The sequence below is a fragment of the Paeniglutamicibacter psychrophenolicus genome, assembly GCF_030812255.1.
Lineage (GTDB): Bacteria > Actinomycetota > Actinomycetes > Actinomycetales > Micrococcaceae > Paeniglutamicibacter > Paeniglutamicibacter psychrophenolicus_A.
The window spans coordinates 183,552-197,573 of record NZ_JAUSSH010000003.1 but is presented as its reverse complement, the minus strand read 5'-3'; the positions used below and the strand labels follow the sequence as shown (position 1 = coordinate 197,573).

Genomic DNA, 14,022 nt, shown 5'->3' with positions numbered 1-14,022 from the left:
TCCAGTGCTGTTTCTACGGCCCCGGGGCACTTTCACCCCTACGGACCCGGAGATCGGCTTTGCGGACGCTGGCGGCCCCGTGGGGCGCCAGCGAGTCCTCACCCGGCAGAAGGTCCGCTGGATCGAGTATCAAGGCGGACAGCCCGCTTGAGGTCAAATCCACGTAACCAAGAGCCATCGCGGAAATTTTTTTGGGCTCGTTTGCGCACCCGGTCCCCGCTACGTGCAAAAAGCCTGGTTCGGGTCACTCCGGACGTCTTCCGCGTGGCCACAGCGGCCGGTGGTTAACGCAACGGCGGGTGCCTGGCGGCCCCGTGAAGGGACCGCGGGACACCCGCGGGGAGTTTGCTGCGTCGTGCGGACGCCTCCGGGCTACTCGAGACCGAGCGAGAACGCCGCATCCAGGTCATGGCTGGAATATGCGCGGAACGCGATATGCGTCTGGGTGCCGGTGATTCCGGGCACCTTGGACAGCTTGTTGGCAATGACTTCGGCCAGGTCCTCGTGCTGGCGGACCCGCGCGATGGCGATCAGGTCCCAGTCGCCGGCGACCGAATAGACCTCGGAAATGCCCTCGATGTCCGAAATCTTTTCGGCGCACTCGGGAATGCTGTCAGAAGCGGTTTGGATCATGACGAATGCAGTGACCACGTTGGTACCTCCAGTTGGTTATGGGTGGTGGTTCCCCGAACTTGCGTTGAGCCTAGTTCAGGACGCGAGGTTGCGCACGCGGCGGCGCGCAACGAGCGAGGTGACGACACGGCGGCCCAGCAGGAATACTCCGAGCACAATCGTTGCCACGATGATGAACGGCACGGCGGCCGTGGCGCCGAACAGCACTCGCAGTGCCAGGCCCAGGGCAACGGTGCCGAGCCAGACCAGCACGCCGGTGGGCCAGATCCGCGAATGGTTGACCCAGGGGCGCGAGAGCAACGTCAGCGCCGCCAGCGCCAGCAGGAACGGGGCACCGGTCTGGAGCACTCCGAGGACGGTCAGTGAATGCTGGTGGGAACCCCGTCCGCTCAAGGCGAAGAACAGGACGAGGACCACGTCGACCGCGAAATACGCGATCCAGGTCTTACGAGAGGTCATGCATCGATTCTACCGCTGGTAAAACAGGTGTTCGTCACCCGGCTACGTGGCGCGGGCCGGAACACGATCCCATGCCGTGCCCGGTGCGGGCACGGGGGAGCGGAACACCGCCGGTGACGAAGGGCAGCAAGTTCGGCTCCTACGCCCGGGGCTCCACGCCGTAGGAATGGATGACGGTCCCGTTGGCCATCGCCCGGGAATCCCTCAGCAGGAGCCGCGCTGCCGGTGCCTGGTCGTGAAGGAACACGGAGCCGGGGCCGGGGCCGAGGAAGAACGGGTGGATCCAGAGCCGGATCTCGTCCAGCAGCCCGTGGTCCATGAGCATGCGGGCCAGGCGGCCGAACCCGTAGGTGAGGATGTCCTGTCCGGGTTCTTCCTTGAGCGCGGCGACGGCGCCGGGGACGTCGTCGCCGATGATGGTGCTGTTCTCCCAGCTCGCCTGGGTCAGCGTCGTGGAGACCACATGCTTGGGTATGGCATTGATGCGATCGGTGAACGGATCCCCCGATTGCCCCCGCCAAACCCCGGCAAAGCTGAGATAGGTCTCCTTGCCGAGCAGGATCGCATCGCATTGGTCGATCAGCTCCTGCTGGACCCCGGTGCCTTCGCCGTCGGGGTCATCCAGGGCAGGCCAATCCTGCGGGTTGCTGATGATCCCGTCCAGCGTGACATAGGTGGAGTTGATGATCCGTCGCATGGGAAGCGCCTCCTTGGGTGATGCCGAGCGTGCACCGGATACCTCAAGGCTTGCACATGGCGGGCTGGATGGGAATCGAAGGCGAGGAGTAGCCCGTGACAGGAATCCGGCGTCCGGATCGGGCCCCGAAGTCCCTACCGGGCCGGTTCCGCTGCGGCACGCGGCTCATGCGGGCGCCGGGGGTGTGGCGCGGTTCCGCTGCGGAGCCGAGCCGTTCGAGTTTGACCTCCCGGAGCGGATGTTGCCCGAAGGCAAGGCGCGAGTCGACGGCCTGGTCGTGGTTGACATGCAGCAACGCTCCAGGGCCCCTGAGCCGCCAATCCGGGTGGGCCGTCTTCCTTTCCGTGGCCACGGGCACGGACACCGCGGCAGTGGGGAGCCAGCGGTCCGTCGTCGGCCACGGGACCCGGCGGTCGCTCCGAGCTGAACAACTCGTGGGGCACGGCATGGCGCAGGGCCCACAGGTCCGTGGCGGTGGTGAGGATGACTCGTGGGCACATTTGCGCTGGCGAAAGTGCGTGGCGCAGATCGTGCCGACGCCACCGGCTTCATCGCGCTGCCATTCGACGTCGATCGGCTTGCTGCCATGATCGTGGTGCGACGCCGGGCAAGGAGTTCATGGCGCGGATCCCTGCGGCCCCAATTCCGCACGGTACGCGCTGAGCGCGCCAGCCGTTGGATCCCCGATCGACCTTCGAGCCGGTTTGTGTTCGAGGCAACTTGAGGGCATCCGGCCTGAGGCGGGCACCTTCCTTGCGGGAATCCGTGCCCTGCGGAATGCTCACTGAGCTCCGGGCAGATGGGTTGATGGCGTCGGGCGCAGCGGGCCGACGGCCATGATCCGTGTTGGTTGCCGGCTTGGCGGTCCGTTGCCCCTTGCAGCAATTGACTGTCCCTGGCCCGAGGCCAGCCAGGCGGCAACCGCGGCGCTGTACCTCGAGGATGGCCGGATACCGGCCGGCGTCAGCCTCGCCAGCTTCAATGCGGCGGCGCACACTTCGCGCCCGCACGGGGTGGCGCGGCCCCCAACCGGAAGGCTCCCCACGCGCTCTCCCGATGCGGAGACCAAAGCCGCCACAACCGTGGACGGGGTCCCGCGCCGCTGCGTAGCATGATGACCCTCAAAGCTTCGAGGCGACGAACACCGGAGGATCCATCCCATGGCACGGGTACAACGTTTTGACCACGTCGGCATCACCGTCGCCGATCTCGACACCGCGACGAAGTTCTTCGTCGACCTCGGTCTCGAGGTCGAGGACCGCACGTTTGTCGAGGGCGAATTCCTCGACACGGTGTGCGGCATTCCCGGCTCCCGCACGGAGATCGTCATGTTGCAGTCGCCGGATGGTGGCCGGCTGGAATTGGCGCGCTTCGTCCGGCCCGACCACCTGCCCGGTTCCCCGACCGCGATGGCCAACGAGTTGGGGCTGCGCAACGTGTGCTTCGAGGTCGATGAACTTCTGGTGCTTGTCGAGCGTCTGGCCGCGCAGGGATACGGACTGGTCGGCGGCGTCGGCGAGTACGAGGATTACTGGCGCATGGCCTACGTTCGGGGACCCGAGGGGATCATCGTGTCCCTGACCGAAAGGATCCACTGACAACGGCGCACCTGACTCACCATGCCTGCGCGGCGCAAACTTCCTGCATGGGAGGCCGAGGGGCTCGAACCCAGGGCTCGAACCCAGGGTTCGACCCGGTGCAACACCCACATGTGGCACCGGAATTGTGCCGGTGCCTTCGGGGGGAACATCCCACCGACCAATGGGCACCGGAAACCATTTGTCCGCATTTCGGTCCCGGGGCACGTCCGTGGTCCATACTCGGAGCATGAGAATGGATGGCATCCTTCCCGAAGACGCACCCGATCCGCGGATCGAGCAGGCGGAACAACTCAGGCTCATGCCCGTCCCGGTGATGGGGCTCGTTCCCCAGCCCTCGTTGGAGGACCTTGATTGGGTCGGCCTGGCGTCCGGCCTGGACGATCGCGGGTACAGCGACATGACGGCGAGCCTCAGCTATGTTCTGTGGCGGAACCCGGATGACCGCTCGGACCCGGTCAATCTCGCGGACCTCGACGAACAGACGCGCCTGGCCATCGAGGACGTCCCGCCGTGGCCCCGTCCCGCGTGGCTGTTGGAGCATATTGAACGCATGCGATATCCGCAGCTCTGGGAGGCCGTGCGAACCACCTGGAACCGCGACTCCTCCGACCGTTCTGCGGTCGGCAGCGTGCTGGTGGAGCACGTCAACTACATCCTCATGAACCAGTTCCGCGAGGATCGTGGGCTTGGAGGCAACCCGTGGGACCACCCTGCCCCCGAGGTGACCGCCCGCTCGGTGAACGGCCGGGTCACGGTCCTGCTCGACGGAATTGAGGTTCCGGCCGCGGAGATCGACACGGATCCGTTCGTTTACGGCATCGGCGCCGCACTCGAAGGGGGAGCCGTGGTGACTGCGGTGCTCCCGCGCGCCGAGCTTGGGAGGATTCGCATCGAGTTCACGACGAGGAAATAGGACTCGCTGCCTCGGTGCACCGGACGGATGCCTGCGGTCCACCGAGGCATTGGCTCGGCATGATGCGGATTCCTTGCCTGTCCCTGCCTGCCGGCATCGCGCGGGAATAGCGTGGAGCCGATGCCGGGGAGTGAATCCGACGCGCGGGGTGACCGATTCGATGGGCGTTTCGGCTGGACGGCGCTCGAAGACGAAATTTTTCGCTCCTTCACGGACGTGGTTCAAAGAGATGGCCTCCACCTGTTGGGACGCAGGCCGAACGAGAGGAAGTTGCACCGGGGGAGTGCAGCGCAGGACCCGTCGCTTGTTCGCGCCAGGCGCGAGTGGGCAAGGGGCCGATCAACATCGCGATCGGCTGCGCAGCACTTGCCGCCCGGGCGGCAAGGATGGGTTTGATGGATGAGTACCGGGCCGGGGTCTACCCGGTGCCGGGTGGTGTGCTAGGTGCTCTTGGCCCAGGTGGGACGACACTTACCGGCGGAAATTTATACGCCCAGGCCAAGATCCGTTGGCGGCCGGAGGCAGGGGTGTCGCGCTCTACGCGGGGAGCCCGTCAAGGACTTCGTGCGGCCATTGCTTGTGCAGGACCTCTGCGAGATCCAACTGCTGGCTGCCCACGCAATAAGGGGTGTGTTCAATGTCCTTGACCTCCAGGACAACCGGCGCCTCCAGCAGCCCCCACGGGCCGACGGCGTTCGCCAGGTACCCCTCAAGGTGCAGGTCCGCGTATTCGGGTGTCCACCAGGTCGAAAAGGTCTCCAAGAATTCGGCGGGGTTGATCGCCACCCACACGCCGAAGGTGAGCCGGTGGCCCCCGCTGAGGGAGACCGGCAGCAATGCCCTGACAAACGCACCGATTTCCTGGACCTGCATCATGACCGAGGTGGTCGGTTCGTCATGGCTCAGCCAGGATCCCGGGGCATGGTGCTGCTCGGCGGTGTGCAGAACAGGATCGGGAAGCGCAAAGCGGATGTGTCGATCATGGTCGCTGACCTCGCGACCGCAGGCGCTGCAAGAATGTTCGGCTGCCATGATCCAGTGCCCCCTGCCAATCGGCGCCTCCTTGAACCCTATCCGGAATCCGGAAAATTGGAAGCCTGCAGGGGTCCGCCCAACCACCGACCGCCGCTGCCCCACCCGACAACGGCGATCAGGGTTCCCTCATCAACCCTGGAAGTACAGCTCGGTGTGCAGCTTGCATCCCGGGTTGAACGACGCGGCGCAATCCGGGCATGCGTCGGTGCCGAGGTACTCGGCGATCGCCAACAGGTACCCGCAGACGCCGCAGAGCACGGCCGGCTCGGCGCGGGAATCCCGCGGCCACTGCGTTGCGAGGTGGTCGGCTGTCTCCGCGTGGCAGAGGTGGCACGGGTAGAACTCGCCGCAGCACGCGAACTTGACCGCAATCACGTCCAACCCGGTCCGGTAGTGCACGCAGCGCGTCTGGCCATCGACGACCGGACCCAGGACGTTCGGCCGGTCCGGGCTCATCGCACGCCCCTGGCGGTGAGGGCATCGCCCAGCTCGTCCGCGTGCTTGAGCGCCACGATGAGAAACGGGACGACGAAGGTGCGCGGGTTGTTCCGTGCCCCGCGCGCCCTCTGCGCATCTCGCACCTCGGACGCCCTGCGGCCGAGCACCGGGATGGTGCTGATGGTCACGGTGAGCAGCAACGCGATCCGCTGCGGGTCCAGGCCCAGCCGTGCCAGGGGGCGCAGCCCGGTCTCGATGGCGTCCAGCAGCGCCGTCACCCGCGTCGTGAGCGCGAGCAGTGCGGCGAGCACGATCGCGGCAGTGACCCGGGAGGCGTTGGCGAGCGCGAGTTCCGGGCCCATGAAGACCAGCTGGCTGGCGAGCGTGACCACGATGACCCAGCGGATCCCGAACACCTGGCGGCCCAGTTCCCGGATCCCGTGCAGCCCGGGGCCGAGTCCGGCCAACGCATAGCCCAGGACGCCCGCCGCCGCGGCGAGGCCCGCCGAGAACCAGTGCGATGGCAGCAAGGAAACCCCAAGCACCACCGACAGGACCAGCAGCAGCTTCGGGCCCGCGGGCATGCGGTGCAGCCATCCGGTTCCCGGCTTGTAGAGCGTCAGCATGCCAGCACCGCCTCGTACCTGGCGATGATCCGGTCCGGTTCGCCGTGGGCCACCAGGGAGCCGCCGGCGAAAAGCACCGCTTGGTCGCAACGCGCGGCCAGCGCGAGATCGTGGGTGACCAGCACCAGGCGGTGGCCGGTGTCCTCGAAGAGGTGGTCGGCGACCCTCCGGGCGTTGCGCGCATCCAGGTAGGCGGTCGGTTCGTCCGCGATGACCAGTTCCGGGTTGCGCACGAACGCGCCGCACAGCGCGAGCAGCTGCTTCTGCCCGCCGGAGAGGTCGTGGGAGGCGCGCTCGGCCAGGTCGCTGAGACCGAACCGCTCCAGCGCCGCGGCCACGCGTTGCTCGAGCTCTGCGGGGTGGAGCCGGTCCGCGCGCAGCGAGAAGGCGACGTCCTCGGCGACGGTTGGCATGATGATCTGGGCGTCCGGGTTGCTGAAGACGATGGCGAGGCGGCGGCGCAGCTCGGCTGCCCGGCGGGCCGGGTCGATCCCCAGCACGCCCAGCTCGCCCGAGGTCCGGGGGAGCAGGCCGCCGACCAACCGGGCGAAGGTGGACTTGCCCGAGCCGTTTTCCCCGATGACCGCCACGGTGCGCGCGTCGAGATCCAGGGAGACATCGTGCAGCACGTCCGCATCTCCCAGGCGCACCCCGACGTTCTTGAGGTGGAGTCCGTTCCGGCTCATCGGACGACCTCCAGCACGGCGGCGATCCCCATGCCGCCGCCGATGGACGCCGCGGCAATGCCGCGGGTCCCGGCCGGTGCCCCGGCGCGCACGAGGCGGCTGAAGAGGCGCACCACGGCGATCGCACCGCTGGCGCCCCACGGGTGGCCGAGCGCCAGGGCGCCGCCGTCGGACGACAGCCGCGGGTCGTCCTCGGCGAGACCGATCCGGTCCAGCACCGCCAGGCTTTGGGCGGCGAACGCCTCCACGATTTCCAGTGCCGCGATGTCCGCCAGGACCACTCCGGCAGATTCCAGGGCCGCGTGGATGGCGCCTGCGGCGCCGATGCCCGGATACGCCGGATCGCAGCCCACCACGGCGGAGGCCCGGATGGCGAGGCCCGGCCGGGCCCCGGCCGGCGCGAGCACCAGGGCTGCGGCACCGTCCCCGATCCGCGTGGACGTGCCGGCGGTGAGCGTGCCGCCGGGGAACAGCGCGGGCAGGCGGGGGAGCAGGCGCTCGGCGCCGCCGATCGCGTCGTCCTGCCGCAGCCCGGCCAGCGGCACCAGCTCGGCGTCGAAGCGGCCGGCGTCCCGTGCCGCCCGGGCGCGGGCGTGGCTGCGTGCGGCATGGGCGTCCTGCCGGGCACGCGGGATGCCGTCGCGCGAGGCGAGGTCCTCGGCGGCCCGGAGCATTCCCGGGTCGCTGAAGCCAGCCGGGGCGAACGGCGCCCGGTCGTAGGGGACGCCGTCCACCGAGCGCACCGGAGCCGTCGAGGCGCTTTCCACTCCTCCTGCGACCCGCATCCGCCGGTCCCCGGCGCGGATTGCTGCCGCGGCATCGAGCACGGCGGCCAGCCCGCTGCCGCATTGCCGGTCCACGGTGGCGCCGGGAACCTCGTGGCCCAGCCCGGCCGCCAGCGCGGAGATGCGGCCGGGATTCCCGCCCGGTCCCATGCAGTTGCCCAGGACGACATCGGCCACCGTGACCGGCGCGCCGTGCACCGCTGCGGCATCTTCCAGGGCCGCCCGGATCACCGGAGCCGCCAGCTCCTCGACGCGCAGGCGCGCCAGGGCACGGCCGCGGGTGTCGATCGGGGTGCGCCGGGCGGAAATGACCACCGGATCGTTCTCAGCCTGCAAGGGAAACCACCTCCCCGGCGAGGACCAGGCGCAGGGCCTCGGCGCGTGCGGGCTTGCCCGAGGCGGTCCGCGGGATCAGGCCGGTGAACCAGCGCCGCGGCCGGTGCGCGGTTCCCAGCAGGCCGGCGGCAAGCTGCCGGACATCAGCAGGTGCCTCGCCGTCCAGCTCCAGCAACGCGGAGACCAGGGCGCCGACGGGACCGCGCGGCAGCCCGAACACGAGCGCGTCGCGGACCCCCGGGATCGCGCGCAGCACCGCTTCAACTTCCTCCGGCACGATCGTCGCCGAGGCGCTGAGGATCGCGTCGTCGGCCCGTCCCAACAGGCGCAGTCGGCCATCAAGAAGTTCCGCGCGGTCCCCGACCGTGGCCCAGGCCCCGTCCCGGCGCAACGGGCCGGGCGCGCCGGCATACCCGGAGGCGATGAAGGGCGAGCGCACCCACAACTCGCCGTCGCGGATGTCCAGCTCGACCCCGGGGAAGGCACGCAACCCGTCGCCCGTGTCGCAAGCCACGAAGGACAGTTCGGCCGCGCCGTAGTAGGCCGTGACCCGGATGCCCGCGGCTTCGGCCCGCTCGCGCAGCGCCGGGTCGAGGTGGGAGCCGCCAACCAGCGCCGCACGCAGCCGCGGCGGCGCGCCGGCGTCGAGCACGGCCCGAAGCGCCTGCGGCGTGCCGTGCAACGCATCGGCATCCGGGCCCGGGCGCAGCAACGGACGGGGGCCTCCCGCAAGGGCGTGGGCGAGCGAAAACAGGGTGAGCGAGGAAGCCGGAGGTGCCGGAAGCGCCACATGCTGCCCGCTTCCGGCGCCCAGGAATCCGCACACGGCAGCGAACGAGGCCGCCCAGGATTCCGCGCTGCGCAGCACGATCCGCGGCGCACCGCTGCTTCCGGAGGTGAGCGTGGCCCACGCGGTTTCCCCGGGGAGCTCCGCCTTCGCGGCCGCGGCGGCCATGGCGTCGCGGTGCGCCGGCGTCCATCTGGGATCCGTGACCAGCGGAACGTTTCCCGCTTCGCGGATCCGCCTCAGCTGCTCGAGCAGGCCGGGATCCGCGCCGTCGACCGGGGTGATCACTTGGCCGGCTCCAGCACCGGGGACTTCTTCGTGGCCCACACGCGGTTGAAGGCGCGCGGGTAGGCCCGGACCAAGGTCATCACGATGACGGCCGCGGTCACGGCCTTGATGAGGTCGCCGGGGATGAATGCCAGGCTCAACACCGCCGTCTCGCCCAGCGGGAGGCGCGTCACCAGGCTCTGCACGGGGACCCCCGCGGCGTAGATGACCAGGATGCCGCCGACCAGCATGCCGAGGACGGTCCGCCACAGCACCGGCTTGCGTCCGCCCGCATGCACGATGAGGCCGATGACGAAGGCGCCAAGAATCCAGCCGGCAAGGTATCCCGCCGAAGGCCCGAAGAACACTCCGATGCCACCGCGGCCTCCTGCCAGCAGGGGCAGGCCGATCGCGACAAGTGACATCAGCACCGTCATCGAGAGGGCGCCGAGCCACGGCCCGAGAATGGCTCCGGCGATCATCACGCCGAGGGTCTGGAGGGTGATGGATACGCCGCCCGCGACGGCAAACCCGCCGGGCATGCCCATCACGGCGACAATCGCCGCAAAGATGGCGACCCGTGCGAGGCCGGTGGCGTCGAGACGCCGCGGGGCAGGGCGATTTGGAAGGAGGCTGTTCTTGGTCATGGGAAGGATCTTTCTGGGTTTCTACCCTGGTCGGTGCTCACTTGAACACCGTCCAATTGAACGGTGTTCAAAGGGGTGGTGTCCACTATAGTTACGCCATGGCGAAAGCCACAATGGCCGCGGCAACACTTCGGCTCCGCAGCCCTGCGCGTTCTCGCTGAAGGCGGGCCGACCAACTCCGTGATGGGCCTGATTGCCGGCAATACCCGTGAGCCGAAGCCGGAGTCGCAACCTTGTGGCAAAGCCCCCAAATCAGGCTCCAACCTCGTGAAACATTGACCAACGAGGCTCTTTCAACCGAGCCGGCGGTGCACCGTGGCAGTCGGCGGGCGGGGGAGTGCCACTACAAAGTGCGGGCCGGGGAAGAGCAATTGTTGGCGCACGGTGATGCGCCACCCAAGACGAACCCCCACGGTTGTGCCCATGCCCCACGCAGGCCTCTCCGCTGGCGGCCCAGGCCCGCTTACGTCCAAGCCGAGCCATGGAAGGCACGGGGCCCGGTGGGCAGCACCGCATGCACCGCGCTGAACCCGTTGCAGCGATCCCACCCCAGGCGGACCGGAACGCCGAATAAAGCCGCATCGGGCGTCGCTTCAGCACAGTGCGCCCCGATCTCGCCCATTTGCGATATCTAGGACCGGTCCACTTGGTGTCCGCCCATGCCTGGCGCTTCTGGGGCCGGCTCCCAGACGGCCAGGACCCGGCGCAGCCGCGGGTTGTTGTCCGGACGCATGTCCACCAGCGCCGCCTGTCGAATCCGGATCCGGTCCCCGGGCCGCAGGCGGGTGTCGGCATGGGTGACGTGCGGGCGGTAATTCGGACCGTTGTGCTGCGCGCCGGGCAGGTGGACCTGCGGCCCCAAGGCCTCCAGCGCGGCGTTATGGAGACGCTGCATGGCCGGCTCCGGCTCCACCAGCGATACCGGCACCGACGCGTTCCGTCCGAACTGTGCATCCGGTCCGATGCGAACCCCGAAGCCAAGCAACGCCGGCAGCGCAACATCCAGACGGGCGCAGACAATCTCGGCGAATTCCCGCGTATCGAAACGGACCACGGTGATGTGCAGCGGCCAACTGCTCCGGGGAAAGACCAGGCCTACCGGCACGGGGACCACAAAGGCCACCAGAACAAATGCACCCATGCTTCAGGATAGGCCTTCCGACCACCGGCCGGGCCCGGCCAATAGCCCAAGAACTACAGGGCCGGCGGGGCGAAGCGATGGCGATGGGCAGGCAAGCCGCGGCATGCAACGTGCAGGGCGGTTCACGGGCGCTCGGATCTTCCCTCCGCACGGCGACCAGCGAGCAGGGTCACCATGGCTGCCACACGCTCGGCACCGGTCCGGAACAATCGGGTGCCACCGGAGCATTGTTGCTAGGCTCGTCCCTGGTGCACATCCCTTGACAGGGGATCCCGTAGGTCGCACCAACGGTCCGGGGGATCTTCCCGACCAGGAATCCACCTTGTGGCTGGACAGGTGAAAATCCAGGTCCAAGGTCGACGGGAGAGGAAATAGATGCTTAATTGGGCCAAGAATGGTCTCCGTGCAGCCAGTTGCGGAATGGCCCTCGTTCTCGTAGTGGCCGGGTGCACGGCAGCGGATCCGAGGGGCAAGGCAGGAGCCTTCGGCTCACAATCGGAGAAAACCCAAGACGTCGTGGTGTTGGCCGATCCCGTGCCTGGCTTCGGCCGGATTGGCGGGGACACCGAAGACCTGGCCTTGAAATCCAGCCAGGCGTTCTTCGAAAAAGCACCCGCTGTTGTCGTCCTGGGCAAGGACGGTGCGCAGGACGAAGCCGCCAAAATGGCCCGCACACTAGGTGTCCCAATGCTCGTGGCACCCGACGGCGCACCGGATTATGCTTCGGATCAGCAGGACTTTGGCTCTGAGTTAGGGCGTCTGGGCGCACGCACCCTCATTGCGTACGGTTCCCTGTCCGATTCGTTGGCGGGCGGCCTGGACGTCGTCGACGGGTCGGCCCCAAATGCCGACCTGCCTGAAATCGACCACGCCGAAGTCCCCACGGAGTCAGGCTTCGCCGTCGTCGTGCGCGCGGGGGAGAAGGCTGGGAAAGCTGCAGGTCCCGCACTTGCCACGGCCCAAGCAGCAGGGGCGGACGTCCACACCATGGACTCGGACGACCCGCGGGCTGCGAAGAACCAGGAATTCTTCCAGAACCACGCGGCCTCGGAGCTGTACGCCATCGGCAACGGGTTCGGGAAAACCACGGATTTCTCGGCGCTGGCGGCAACGGCTGCCGAAGGAAAGCAGCTCCCGGGCGGCGGGCAGATCCTGTTCCCGGACCGGCGCATGGTCGCGCTGTACGGGACACCAGGAACGGCTTCCCTGGGTTTGCTCGGCGAACAGGACATTGACGGGGCCATCAAGCGCGCCAAGAAGTACGCGGAGGAGTACCAGCCCCATAGCAAGGAAAAGGTCCAACCTGCCTTTGAGATCATCGCGACCGTTGCCTCGGCCTCTGCCGGCAAGGACGGGAAGTACTCCAGCTACGTTCCCGTGGAGCGACTCGAGCCCTGGGTGAAAGCCGCCCAGGAAGCCGGCGTGTACGTGGTGCTTGACCTGCAGCCGGGCCGCAACGACTTCCTGAGCCAGGCCAAGCACTACGAAAAGCTGCTCACCTACCCCAACGTCGGCATCGCCTACGACCCCGAGTGGAGGCTCAAGCCCGGCCAGCGCCACATGGTCCAGATCGGCTCCGTGGATGCCGCCGAGCTCAACCGCGCCAATGACTGGTTGGCCGACCTGACGCGCAAGCACAAACTGCCGCAGAAAATCGTCATCCTGCACCAGTTCACGCAGAGCATGATCCGCGACCGCGCCACGCTGGACACATCGCACCCCGAACTGGCGATGGTCGTGCACGCCGACGGCAACGGGACGCCGGGGATGAAGATGGCCACGTGGAAGAACTTGCGCCGCGACCTGCCCGATGGGATCTGGATGGGGTGGAAGAACTTCATCGACGAGGACTCGCCGACGTTCACCCCGAAAAAGACCTTCGATATCGACCCGAAGCCGTGGTTCGTTTCCTACCAGTGAACGTCCCTCATTTGAAGGTGCGGCTTCCGCCAAAACCTTCAAAAGAGGGATTGACACGGTGAGAGGCCTGCGGAAGGGCCGATTACCTGCACAGGGGTCGGATTTCCCCGGCTGCTTTGAGCCGGCGTTTCAAAAGCGCCGTCCTCCAACACCGATGGCGTCAACGGCCGGGACCATGGTGGCTCCGACACAGGCGGCTGCGCCCCTTTGCCTTCCGGAAGGGACCAGGAATGTCGCGTGGCAGGACAACTTCAAAGAACCTGCCGACAACCGTCACGACCCAACCTGTGGCAATTGGGTCTTGTCGGCGGCTTTTAGGCCCATTGCTGTCGGGCCGCTGGCGTTGATTGATAGGATCCTGAGCATGTCCAGACCGCGAGCCGTCATGCTTCGTTCCCGTTCCGCAGGCGACTTTGACGTCTTGTTCCGCATCGCTGGCGATCTAGCCACCTGGGAGGAGCGCAGCGCGGCATCGCCTGCGCCGCTGACCAGGGAAGCCTTCAAGAACCGGCTGGCGCAGGACGACGAAGATGATTCAAGCCAGAACGTGCGTTTCGTGGTCGATGTGGACGGAGCCGCCGTCGGCAGTGTTTCGCTATTCGATTTCGACGAGCTCGCCCGCCACGCGGAAGTCGGTATCGCATTGGTTCCCGAAGCTCGTGGACAAGGCATCGGGAGCGCAGCCATCTCACAAATCGTTGAGTTTGCCTTCGTGCGCTGCAACCTGCGTCGAGTCCACCTGCAAGTGATCGAGTCCAACCTTGGCGCGATCCGCGCATATGAGAAGGCGGGATTCGTGGTCGAGGGTCGTCAGCGCCAGCACGCCTGGGTGCCCGGGAAGTACGAGGATATCGTCATCATGGGAATACTTCGCTCGGCGTAGGATTTCACAGCCCGGGAGAAGGCGGCCTTCCCCGGGACCTGGCTTCGCCGCGCGGAACTTTACCTGGGCGCACCGAGCCGCGACGGGCAGGACCCTGTCAAGAAATCCCGGAACCAATGGATCGGGGCGCAGGGAGGGCACTTGCGGCAAGGGTACGCCGTGCCGGCA

At 67.6% G+C, this 14,022-nt stretch carries 16 protein-coding genes; 5 read left to right on the top strand and 11 right to left on the bottom strand.

Annotation, left to right across the window (positions count from 1 at the left end):
- Window positions 1-372: 372 nt before the first annotated feature.
- From J2T21_RS07060 to J2T21_RS07050, 3 genes are all read right to left on the bottom strand, one after another.
- Entirely contained in the window at window positions 373-651 is a 279-nt protein-coding gene (locus J2T21_RS07060; RefSeq protein ID WP_307579894.1) for an Lrp/AsnC family transcriptional regulator, read from the bottom strand.
- Window positions 652-708: 57 nt separating this feature from the next.
- Entirely contained in the window at window positions 709-1,092 is a 384-nt protein-coding gene (locus tag J2T21_RS07055; protein ID WP_307579892.1) for a DUF3054 domain-containing protein, read from the bottom strand.
- A gap of 139 nt (window positions 1,093-1,231) precedes the next feature.
- On the bottom strand, window positions 1,232-1,789 hold the full coding sequence (locus J2T21_RS07050; RefSeq protein WP_307579890.1) for a dihydrofolate reductase family protein: 558 nt from the start codon (window positions 1,787-1,789) through the stop codon (window positions 1,232-1,234).
- Window positions 1,790-2,279: 490 nt separating this feature from the next.
- Between J2T21_RS07050 and J2T21_RS07045 the strand changes: the two genes are divergently transcribed.
- From J2T21_RS07045 to J2T21_RS07035, 3 genes are all read left to right on the top strand, one after another.
- Window positions 2,280-2,513 (top strand): hypothetical protein, encoded by a 234-nt coding sequence (locus tag J2T21_RS07045; protein WP_307579888.1) that lies wholly within the window; start codon window positions 2,280-2,282, stop codon window positions 2,511-2,513.
- A 436-nt stretch (window positions 2,514-2,949) separates the two neighbouring features.
- Complete coding sequence (locus J2T21_RS07040; protein ID WP_307579886.1) at window positions 2,950-3,387, top strand: VOC family protein; 438 nt, start codon at window positions 2,950-2,952, stop codon at window positions 3,385-3,387.
- A 229-nt stretch (window positions 3,388-3,616) separates the two neighbouring features.
- On the top strand, window positions 3,617-4,303 hold the full coding sequence (locus J2T21_RS07035; protein ID WP_307579884.1) for a hypothetical protein: 687 nt from the start codon (window positions 3,617-3,619) through the stop codon (window positions 4,301-4,303).
- 537 nt (window positions 4,304-4,840) lie between these two features.
- On the opposite strand, the gene J2T21_RS07030 is transcribed toward J2T21_RS07035, so the two are convergent.
- From J2T21_RS07030 to J2T21_RS06995, 8 genes are all read right to left on the bottom strand, one after another.
- Window positions 4,841-5,335, bottom strand: coding sequence for a DUF2199 domain-containing protein (locus J2T21_RS07030; RefSeq protein WP_307579882.1), 495 nt, complete (start codon window positions 5,333-5,335; stop codon window positions 4,841-4,843).
- Between the two features lie 132 nt (window positions 5,336-5,467).
- Window positions 5,468-5,794 carry a CHY zinc finger protein gene (locus tag J2T21_RS07025; protein WP_307579880.1) on the bottom strand — a complete coding sequence of 109 codons (327 nt, stop codon included), beginning with the start codon at window positions 5,792-5,794 and terminating at the stop codon, window positions 5,468-5,470.
- Entirely contained in the window at window positions 5,791-6,402 is a 612-nt protein-coding gene (locus tag J2T21_RS07020; RefSeq protein WP_307579877.1) for an energy-coupling factor transporter transmembrane component T, read from the bottom strand. Before J2T21_RS07020 ends, J2T21_RS07025 begins: the two co-directional genes overlap by 4 nt.
- Complete coding sequence (locus J2T21_RS07015) at window positions 6,396-7,088, bottom strand: energy-coupling factor ABC transporter ATP-binding protein (RefSeq protein ID WP_307579874.1); 693 nt, start codon at window positions 7,086-7,088, stop codon at window positions 6,396-6,398. The genes J2T21_RS07020 and J2T21_RS07015 overlap by 7 nt, the downstream gene beginning before the upstream one ends.
- Window positions 7,085-8,209 (bottom strand): thiolase family protein, encoded by a 1,125-nt coding sequence (locus J2T21_RS07010; RefSeq protein ID WP_307579872.1) that lies wholly within the window; start codon window positions 8,207-8,209, stop codon window positions 7,085-7,087. The genes J2T21_RS07015 and J2T21_RS07010 overlap by 4 nt, the downstream gene beginning before the upstream one ends.
- Entirely contained in the window at window positions 8,199-9,284 is a 1,086-nt protein-coding gene (locus J2T21_RS07005) for an AMP-binding protein (protein WP_307579870.1), read from the bottom strand. Before J2T21_RS07005 ends, J2T21_RS07010 begins: the two co-directional genes overlap by 11 nt.
- Window positions 9,281-9,910, bottom strand: a complete 630-nt coding sequence (locus tag J2T21_RS07000) for a biotin transporter BioY (protein ID WP_307579868.1) — start codon at window positions 9,908-9,910, stop codon at window positions 9,281-9,283. The genes J2T21_RS07005 and J2T21_RS07000 overlap by 4 nt, the downstream gene beginning before the upstream one ends.
- Window positions 9,911-10,541: 631 nt before the next feature.
- On the bottom strand, window positions 10,542-11,051 hold the full coding sequence (locus tag J2T21_RS06995) for a 2'-5' RNA ligase family protein (protein WP_307579866.1): 510 nt from the start codon (window positions 11,049-11,051) through the stop codon (window positions 10,542-10,544).
- 519 nt (window positions 11,052-11,570) lie between these two features.
- Between J2T21_RS06995 and J2T21_RS06990 the strand changes: the two genes are divergently transcribed.
- A complete protein-coding gene (locus J2T21_RS06990; RefSeq protein WP_307579864.1) occupies window positions 11,571-12,971 on the top strand; it encodes a hypothetical protein in 1,401 nt (466 codons plus the stop codon).
- Between the two features lie 364 nt (window positions 12,972-13,335).
- Entirely contained in the window at window positions 13,336-13,854 is a 519-nt protein-coding gene (locus J2T21_RS06985; protein WP_307579862.1) for a GNAT family N-acetyltransferase, read from the top strand.
- Window positions 13,855-14,022: the final 168 nt, after the last annotated feature.

Bases quoted from the DNA above. Each gene is read 5' to 3' on its own strand.
- J2T21_RS07055 (WP_307579892.1), bottom strand. From the start codon at position 1,092: ATGACCTCTCGTAAGACCTGGATCGCGTATTTCGCGGTCGACGTGGTC.
- J2T21_RS07000 (WP_307579868.1), bottom strand. From the start codon at position 9,910: ATGACCAAGAACAGCCTCCTTCCAAATCGCCCTGCCCCGCGGCGTCTC.
- J2T21_RS07035 (WP_307579884.1), top strand. From the start codon at position 3,617: ATGAGAATGGATGGCATCCTTCCCGAAGACGCACCCGATCCGCGGATC.
- J2T21_RS06985 (WP_307579862.1), top strand. From the start codon at position 13,336: ATGTCCAGACCGCGAGCCGTCATGCTTCGTTCCCGTTCCGCAGGCGAC.
- J2T21_RS07015 (WP_307579874.1), bottom strand. From the start codon at position 7,088: ATGAGCCGGAACGGACTCCACCTCAAGAACGTCGGGGTGCGCCTGGGA.
- J2T21_RS07050 (WP_307579890.1), bottom strand. From the start codon at position 1,789: ATGCGACGGATCATCAACTCCACCTATGTCACGCTGGACGGGATCATC.
- J2T21_RS07040 (WP_307579886.1), top strand. From the start codon at position 2,950: ATGGCACGGGTACAACGTTTTGACCACGTCGGCATCACCGTCGCCGAT.
- J2T21_RS07030 (WP_307579882.1), bottom strand. From the start codon at position 5,335: ATGGCAGCCGAACATTCTTGCAGCGCCTGCGGTCGCGAGGTCAGCGAC.
- J2T21_RS07025 (WP_307579880.1), bottom strand. From the start codon at position 5,794: ATGAGCCCGGACCGGCCGAACGTCCTGGGTCCGGTCGTCGATGGCCAG.
- J2T21_RS07020 (WP_307579877.1), bottom strand. From the start codon at position 6,402: ATGCTGACGCTCTACAAGCCGGGAACCGGATGGCTGCACCGCATGCCC.
- J2T21_RS06995 (WP_307579866.1), bottom strand. From the start codon at position 11,051: ATGGGTGCATTTGTTCTGGTGGCCTTTGTGGTCCCCGTGCCGGTAGGC.